At 65.6% G+C, this 8,274-nt stretch carries 7 protein-coding genes and 1 pseudogene; 4 read left to right on the forward strand and 4 right to left on the reverse strand.

Annotated elements, in window-relative coordinates; genetic code table 11:
- The first annotated feature begins 34 nt into the window (after positions 1–34).
- Positions 35–2,692, forward strand: coding sequence for a M14 family zinc carboxypeptidase (locus tag EAO80_RS05300; protein ID WP_245998466.1), 2,658 nt, complete (start codon positions 35–37; stop codon positions 2,690–2,692).
- 10 nt (positions 2,693–2,702) lie between these two features.
- Here the strand turns inward: EAO80_RS05300 and hmgB are convergent, their stop codons facing one another.
- From hmgB to EAO80_RS05320, 4 genes are all read right to left on the reverse strand, one after another.
- Complete coding sequence (hmgB, locus tag EAO80_RS05305) at positions 2,703–4,055, reverse strand: hydroxymethylglutaryl-CoA synthase (protein ID WP_122088893.1); 1,353 nt, start codon at positions 4,053–4,055, stop codon at positions 2,703–2,705.
- A gap of 145 nt (positions 4,056–4,200) precedes the next feature.
- Positions 4,201–4,788 (reverse strand): DUF2150 family protein, encoded by a 588-nt coding sequence (locus tag EAO80_RS05310; RefSeq protein ID WP_122088894.1) that lies wholly within the window; start codon positions 4,786–4,788, stop codon positions 4,201–4,203.
- Between the two features lie 36 nt (positions 4,789–4,824).
- Entirely contained in the window at positions 4,825–5,655 is an 831-nt protein-coding gene (locus tag EAO80_RS05315) for a TatD family hydrolase (RefSeq protein WP_122088895.1), read from the reverse strand.
- 37 nt (positions 5,656–5,692) lie between these two features.
- Positions 5,693–6,166 (reverse strand): NYN domain-containing protein, encoded by a 474-nt coding sequence (locus EAO80_RS05320; RefSeq protein WP_122088896.1) that lies wholly within the window; start codon positions 6,164–6,166, stop codon positions 5,693–5,695.
- Between the two features lie 101 nt (positions 6,167–6,267).
- Here EAO80_RS05320 and gcvT point away from each other — a divergent pair, with 101 nt between their 5' ends.
- The 3 genes and pseudogenes from gcvT to EAO80_RS05335 all read left to right on the forward strand — a co-directional run.
- Positions 6,268–7,350, forward strand: a complete 1,083-nt coding sequence (gene gcvT, locus EAO80_RS05325; RefSeq protein WP_122088897.1) for a glycine cleavage system aminomethyltransferase GcvT — start codon at positions 6,268–6,270, stop codon at positions 7,348–7,350.
- Positions 7,350–7,721 carry a glycine cleavage system protein GcvH gene (gcvH, locus tag EAO80_RS05330; RefSeq protein WP_122088898.1) on the forward strand — a complete coding sequence of 124 codons (372 nt, stop codon included), beginning with the start codon at positions 7,350–7,352 and terminating at the stop codon, positions 7,719–7,721. Before gcvT ends, gcvH begins: the two co-directional genes overlap by 1 nt.
- Positions 7,722–7,816: 95 nt before the next feature.
- Positions 7,817–8,274 (forward strand): annotated as a pseudogene (locus EAO80_RS05335) (aminomethyl-transferring glycine dehydrogenase subunit GcvPA); the annotation flags it as partial.

The following is an 8,274-nucleotide window of genomic DNA, read 5'->3' on the forward strand; positions in this document are numbered from 1 at the left end:
CTCTCCGATACGTCCCGACGATGGAGAACAACGCATGACCGGGAAGCAGCGAACGGACGACCGATTCCTGGACGCGCCGATCTCTCGTCGGCAGTTCGTCCGTCTGTCTGCAGTGACCGGGGGTGCGCTCTCGCTTCCGGGAAGCGCACTCAGCGATCACAGCTCCGAGAAAACGGGCGACCGCTACGAGTTCTTGCGGAACCACACCGAGGAGGACTACGAGATTCCAACGCTGATCCGGCTGTCGGAGGCATCGGGTCTCGACGCGCTTTCGAAACTCGACCTCACGGCGTACCGAGAGACACACGACCCCGAGCCGGCGGCCTACGGCCGGCTCGACGACGACGTGATCGACGCGGTACTCGACGTCGCGGCGGTCTCGGAACTCGAACACTCGCCGGGCGCGAACCCCTTCTGGAAGCTCCCGGCGTACGCCGAGAGCGTGTTTCCCGCTCCCGAGGAAGCCGTCGACTACGTCGGCTACGAGGAGACCGAAGCCGCGCTCGAACACTTCGCCGAGGACCACCCGGATCGCTTCGAGGTCGACTCGATCGCCGAGAGCCTGGGTCACCGGAACCTCCTTGAGGGGGCCCGCGAGCCCCGAGACATTCGGGTAGCAGAGATCACCGACGACATCGGGGATCGGGAGGCGTTCGAACGGAAGGAAAAACTCGTCTACACTCTCTCGATCCACGGCGACGAGCGTCCCGGTGTCGAGGCCGGGAGTCGCTTCATCGAGCGCGTGCTCGCGGGCGAGGAACCCGAGGTCGAGGCGGTCCTCGACGACGTGGTGCTCGTTTTCCTGTACGCGAACCCCGACGGCTGGCTGGCCAGACAGCCCCACTATTCGGGCCAGCGAAACGCCTTCGAGCGGGTCACCGCCACCGGAGTCGACCCGAACCGCCAGTACCCGACCGCGGGCTGGATCGACCCGGTCCACTACCCGGCCGATCCCGACGGCGCGGACCTCATCGACGACTCGTCCGGAGTCGACGCGGACGTTCCGGACCGAGTCGCCGAACATGCGCCCGACGCGCTCGCGATCGCCCAGCACATGCGCGGGTACGAGAACGTCGAGCTGTTCTGTGATCTCCACGGGATGCACTGGTCCGAGGAGTTCGTCGTCTCGCTGGTCGCGAACGCCCAGTACGACCACGAACAGCTCCTGGGTATCGATCGAATCAACCGTGCCGTCGGCGACGGGATCGAAACCGAGATCGGCTCACTCGAAGAGAACATGGAGGCGATCTCGTCCGCGACGGAGCGCTACGACCCCGTTCGCGAAGCGGACGGCGACCTGCCCGACGACGAGGCAATGGTTCCCGACTCGCTCTACGATTTCGGGACGGCCCACGACACCCTCGACTACAGCACGACGGGCGCGTTCCTGGGTTGGGCGGCCCATCCCGAGGACAGCGGCGGGCTCGGCGCGAAATCGATCGCGCTCGAAATGGCCTTCGCGAACACCCTCTCCCCGATGGAAAAGGAGTACCTCCCCGAACTCGCGGCGGTCCAGACCGGCGCGTACGTCGGCGCGCTGCGTGCGGTGAGCCGCGAGGCCCCGTCCCTCTCGGTCCCGGAAATCGACGGGGAAGGTTCGACCGCGGTCGTCGCGAGCGACTCGCTGATGCGTTCGTCGGACGCCCTCTCGTTTGCCGGCGCCGAGGCCGAAGAAACCCGCACGACGGCCGAGGTCGATGGCGACGCGAAGAAAACGGTGACCCTGGCCGTCTCGCCGCCGACCGACGAGGTCTCGATCCATATTCGCCCCGGTGACCCAGCCCCGATTCGTGCGACCCTCTACGATCCTTCGGACGACGAGAAACGAGCCGTCGACGGCGTGAGCGGTCGATCCAGGCGGGAGTCAGTCTGGACGATCACCGACCCCGAGACCGGTCGGTGGTCCATCGAGATCGAAAACCTCCGTTCGGTCGATACCGAGGTCGCTGTCCTGGTCGACGCGGTCGTCTCGGATACGAGCGATGACGCCCCTGACCCGCGGGACGTGCTCGGGTACGAACAGCGGCTGTACGATTCGACCCCGCTCGCGTACTTCGAGGAATACGACGAGTTCGCGGCGGGGACCATCGAACTCGTCTCGCCCGCCGAGGTCGAAGCCGGTGCGCTCCTGGTGGACGACGAACCCGCCTACGAGAACGTCGTCGTGATCCACGACGCGTTCGAGGCCGACGGGCTCGACTCGTACGTCGAAGCCGGCGGGACCCTCGTCCTCACGGACGCCGGGGTTCGACTGCTCGGCGCACTCGACGCCGAGTCGCTCGACGCGATCGACGGGAGGGCGATCTCGACCGGCGAGTACGAGTTCGCTGCCCTCGACGACCACATCGCAAGAGATCATCCGCTGCTGGAAAACACCCGCGAGATCGAGCGCGAACTCTGGACGCTCGCGCCGCGTGGCTACGCCATCGGCGAGGAGGCACCGGTAACGACGGTCGTCCCCGAGGTCTTCGAAGCCGCCGGCGGGTCGATCGCCGCGACCGTCGACGGCGGCGTTGCGGTCGGTTCGCTCGAAAACGTCCACGTCATCGGGAGCCTGCTGCCTCCGAGCAGCCAGGACCACCTGCATCCGTTCGGCCTGCTCGATTACAGCGTCTCGCTGCTCGGCCACACGATCCTCTCGAACGCGCTCGGCTACGAGATCGGTCGAGGCGAGAACGCCCCGCTGTTCTGAGGCGTCCGGTTTACTCGGCGAACCGGTACTTTCGCTCGCCCATCCGACCCCAGCCGTCGAAGACGAACTCCTCGGCGGGCGCGGTGAACCCCTCGACGTCTTCGCCCTCGACGTCGCTGTCGACATCGTGGTTGTGGACGTCGTGGACGCGCTCGTACTCCTCGTAGGAGAGGTCATAGCGGTCCTCGATCTGCTGGTCGATCGTCAGGTCGGCGATCTTCCCCTCCCAGGTGTCCTGGACGGTCTCGGCGTGGATCTCCGCCTGCGCGCCGCTGCCGTACGAGCCCACCATCAGGCGCTCGCCTGCCAGGTCACGGCCCTCCTCGAAGGCGGTCCTGAGCGCGCTCGCACGCGCGAGGTGGACCGAGCCGGTGTACCAGTTGCCGACGTTCCGCGAGATCGTGAGCGTGGGGTCGATCACCCGGCCGTACCACTCCTGGTAGGCGTCGGTGCGCTTCAGCCCGTCCATGTACTCCCGGAGCGCCTCCTCGTAGGCCTCGTCGTCGTCGAACGCCTCCTCACGGGGCTGGCGGCCGATCTCCTCGGCGAGATCGTCCTCGATCGCCGTGTCCCGGGTCATGTGGCGGTAGGCGAACAGCGCCGCCTTCCGGACCATGCCAGGGAACGGCGTGTGGAACGGCCCGTAGGCGAAGTCCTCGACCGTGACGCGCCCGGCGACGCTCTCGAAGTCCTGAAGCGCCTCGCGCATGCGGGCGAGATACACCTGCACCGATCGCTTGCCGTCGACCGACGGGAACTGCTGGTTGGGTTTCAGGAAGTCCGTTTCGTCGGCGCTCCCGTAACCTTGCTCGGTCGAGAGGGTCACGAGCTCGGGGTCCTCCGAGATGAGCATCGCCACGGCACCGGCCCCCTGTGTGGCCTCGCCGGGGTCGTTTCTCGCATAGAGCGCGGTGTCGGTCGCGATCACGAGCGCGGAGCGGCCCCTGTTTCGGCCGGCCTTGATCCAGTTGTAGGCGTCGTCGATCGACTGGGTGCCCGCGAGACAGGCGAACTTGCGCTCGCCCTTGTTGGCGTGGCTGAACTTCCCGTCGTAGACCCGTTCGAGACAGCCCGCGATATACGTCGAGACCGGTTTGGAGTTGTCGAAGGAACTCTCGGTGGCGACGTCGATCCGGCCGATGTCCTCCGGTTCGAGCCCCTCGTGTTCCATCAGGCGATGGGCGGCGTTCGCGCCCATCGTGACGATGTCCTCGTAGGTGTCGGGGAAGGAACTCGCGTTCAGTCCCAGCCCTTTGGTGTACTTCTCGGGGTCCTCACCCTTCGCCGGCGCGAACGTGTTCGGCAGGTCGAGTTTCAGCTTCCCGGTCCAGATCTCGATGGCGTCGATACCGACCTCTGTCATGTGTCGTAACTATCGTGCGGATTATATGGGCCTGTCGACTGACGGTTCGACGATCGACGAATCTCGCCCGAATACGGACGTCGGTGATGGGGGTAGCAGGTCACGGGCTCAGCAAGGATGGAACGGGATCGCAATCGACAGACGGTCAGGCTTCGTCCTCGTCCTCCTCGATGACTTCGGGATCGCGCATCGCGCTCTGGAGGCTATCGAGACCGTTGACCCACTCGGCGACGAAGCCGTACTCGATCTCCTCGCCGATGCTCACGTCGAGGTCCTCACCGTCGACGATTCGGGTGCCGGCCTGCGCGCAGTAGCCGAGCGCGGCGTCGAAGTCCTCCTCGGCCTCGGCGTCGGCCGCGGCACGGACGTACTCCTCGATGCTGGCTTCCTCGCTCGCTCCGCGCATCATGTACTCCTCGGCGGCGGCGAAGACACAGACGAGGCTCGTCTGGACGCCGTCGATCAGGAAGGCCGTTTCCTCGTTTTCGACCTCGACGTCCGAGAGGACGATCTCACGGACGTCCGCGAGTTCCTCGACGGCCTCCTCCTCGGAGAGGTTTCCCTCTTCGTGGGCGCCGATGATCTTCGCGACGGCGATGGCGGCGTCGTCCTGCAGGTTGAGCAGCAGGCGTGCGGAGTCCTCGTCCTCGGGATCGATCTCCTCGTCCTTCAGCCGGTCGATCCAGTTCTGCCACCGTTCCTCGGAGTAGAACGCTTCTGGCGGGGTGCTCATACCGGACGGTGTCGACCCGCGTTCAAAGCCCTTTCTCTACTCGTCAAGGGTCCCGACCGTATCGATCCCGTAGACGTCTTCCGGAGTCTCGACGTGTGCACTCTGCATCGCCCCCTCGTAGCCCTCCTCGCGGAGCCACTTGACCCGTCGAGGCACCGTTTTGGGACCCATCACCGCGCCCGGTCGGTCGGGGTCATCGATGAAGTCCGTTTCCATCAGGAAGGGCTCGCCCGACTCGGCGGCCCGCCGGAGTTCGTCCTTATCACAGATGACGCTCGGAGTCGGGCCCTTCAGGCGGCCGTTCGCGTAGTGTTTCACGACGCGGTGGGCGGGCAAGCCACGGTCCTCGGCCCAGTCTGCGATCTCCGAGAGGTCCTCGCTGCCCTCCGTATGGAGTTGGACGGCACAGTCGTGTTCGGCCCCGAGCGCCAGCGCGTGTTTCAGCGTCTCGTTCGAGGCGTCCCAGACGGCGTCGCTCACCTCGTAGTGAGGACGACCCGATTTGAGCCCCAGCGCCTCCCCATCGAGGTACTCGCTCGCGAGATCCAGTCCCGCGCGCATGATCTCTCCGGCGTCCTCGGGTGCGTGGCCCGCCTCCGTTAGTTGTGAGACCAGTCCCGGATGCACCCCGAGGACCGGCCACGCGCGTCCCGAAAGCACATCGTTCGCGTCCGCAACGGCCCCAAGGGTCGTCTCGAAGACGTGTCGGAAGTCGTCGCCCGAGTCGGGGAGGTCGCCGAGATGCCACGAGGGTTTGTTGACGACGAGCAGGTGGGTGCCCCCCGAGCGCGAGAAGTCTTTGACGGCCTCGATCCCGCGGCCGTGATCGGGGTCGAGATGCATGTGGTCGTCGAGAATCGGCTCCATACACGTCCTTCTCGTGCGCGCCCGAAAGACCTCCGTATCACGTATCGCCGTCGAGCAGGATCGCCTCCTGGGCGGCGTTGCGAAGCGCGTCCGAGCGCCCGTAGGTCCCCGGCGCGACGGCGATCGTGTGGATCCCCTGTTTTGCGGCCTTCTCGATGACGGGCTTGAAATCGGTATCCCGCGAGACGATCATCAGGGTATCGACGGCATCGGTGTAGACGAGTTCGGTGGCGTCGATCGCGAGTTTCACGTCGACGTCGCCGCTGGTGATGATTACCTCGTAGCCACGGGCTTCTGCGGCCTGGATCAGCCCGGGGGTCGCGTGTTCGTCGAGATACAGTCGGGTCGCGACGAGCGTTCCGGCGTCATCGCCGACGGCCCGCACGTCGTCCAGATCCACGTCGAACTCGTCCCTGAGGACGTTCGGCCCGTCGACGAGCAACCCGACCCGTCGGCTCTCGGATCGTCCGCCCCGGAGTCGTCTCACGGCCCGTCGGAGACCCCCTACCATGTCACAGATACCGTCGAGGTGGGCCAAAACCGTATCGAAGTCCCGCCGGTGGGACGGGGCCGAAGGGAAACCATTAGCCCCCCGCGCGTGAGGTGTGGGATATGTCCGACCGAAAACCGCCGCTGTACGTGAGCCACGAGGAGCGGGGTGCGACGTTCACCCCTTTCGGCGGGTGGGAAATGCCCGTCGAGTTCGATTCCATTCGAGCGGAACACGAGGCCGTCCGCGACTCGGCCGGGATCTTCGACGTTTCGCACATGGGCGAGATCGAGGTCTCGGGCCCCGACGCCGCCACGCTGCTCCAGAGGCTGACGACCAACGACGTTGAGTCCATTTCCATAGGAAACGCTCAGTACTCGACGATCACCGATACCGATGGCACCATCCTCGACGACACCGTGATCTACCGGCTCGACGAGGGGGAGTTCCTCTTCATCCCCAACGCGGGTCATGATGAACAGATGGAGGAACGATGGATCGAGCACCGCGACGAATGGGGGCTCGACTGCGCGGTCGAGAACACTACTGACAAATGGGCGATGTTCGCGATCCAGGGGCCCGAGGCGGAGGCCCTCGTTTCCGACGCGGCGGGCGAGGAACTGCGGGATCTGGGCCGGTTCTCGATCACCGAGGCGGAGGTCGCGGGCACGGACTGTCTGCTCGCCCGGACGGGTTACACCGGCGAGGACGGGTATGAGGCACTGGTTCCGTGGAATTCTGCTGAGCGAGTCTGGACGGAGTTCGACTGCCAGCCCTGCGGGCTCGGCGCACGCGACACCCTCCGGATCGAGGCCGGATTCCTGCTGTCGGGCCAGGACTTCGATCCCGAGGAGAACCCGCGGACCCCTTACGAGGCTCGAATCGGCTTTGCGGTCGACCTCGATACCGAGTTCGTGGGCCGGGACGCGCTTGTGCGCGTCGAGGAGGACGGCCCCGAGGAGCTGTTCGTCGGCGTGCGCTTGGAGGAACGTGGAGTCCCGCGCCACGGCTACGAGATCGTCACCGACGGCGAAGTCGTCGGCGAGATCACGAGCGGGACGATGAGCCCCACCCTCGGCGAGCCGATCGGGTTGGGCTACGTGCCAACCGAATACGCCGAGACGGGAACCCACGTTTCGGTGCGGATCCGCGGAGCGGACAAAAGGGCAAGGATTGAAACCCCCGGCTTCCTCGGTGATAGGTAATGAGCTTCGAGATACCCGACGAGCTGTACTACCTCGAATCGCACGAGTGGATCGACCCCGATACTGGTAGGATAGGAATCAGCGAGTTCGCACAGGACGAACTGGGCGACGTGGTGTTCGTCGAACTCCCCGACGAGGGTGACGAACTCATCCACGAAGAGGAGTTCGGCGTCGTCGAGTCGATCAAGGCCGTCTCGGACCTCTATTCGCCCGCCGACGGCGAGGTCACGGCGGTCAACGAGGCGCTGTTCGACCGGCCCGAACTCGTCAACGATGACCCCTTCGGCGAGGGCTGGATGCTCGAACTCGACGTCGAGGGCGACCTCGACGGACTGCTCTCGGCCGAGGAGTACGCGGATCAGATCGAGTAGCGAACGGACGGATAGCCGAAACCCCGCCGTTCATGTACTCGTACCCGTAAGACCCGCTATGAACCGGCGGACAGACGTCACGCTTTTCACGAGATATGACAGCACCAAATAGCCGCGGCAGTCCCTTCGCACCACACACCGACGAGGAGACGGCCGCGATGCTCGAAGCGGTCGGCGCGGAAAGCGTCGAGGACCTCTTCGACATCCCCGAGTCGGTGCGCTTCGACGGTGAGTTCGGGATCGAACCGCGCGGCGAGCGCGAACTGCGGGCGGAGACCCGCACCCTGCTCGGCCGCAACGAGGATCTGGTCGAGTTCCTCGGCCGGGGTCACTACGACCACTACGTCCCCTCGCTGGTCGATCACCTCTCGGACCGCTCCGAGTTCCTCACGAGCTACACCCAGTACCAGCCCGAGATCACACAGGGATTTCTCCAAGTGCTCTTCGAGTACCAGTCGATGCTGGTCGAGCTAACTGGACTCGAAATCGCGAACTGCTCGATGTACGACGCCGCGACGGCGTTAGGCGAGGCCGCGACGCTCGCCGACCGGGT

Source organism: Halalkalicoccus subterraneus, assembly GCF_003697815.1.
GTDB classification, from domain to species: Archaea; Halobacteriota; Halobacteria; order Halobacteriales; family Halalkalicoccaceae; genus Halalkalicoccus; species Halalkalicoccus subterraneus.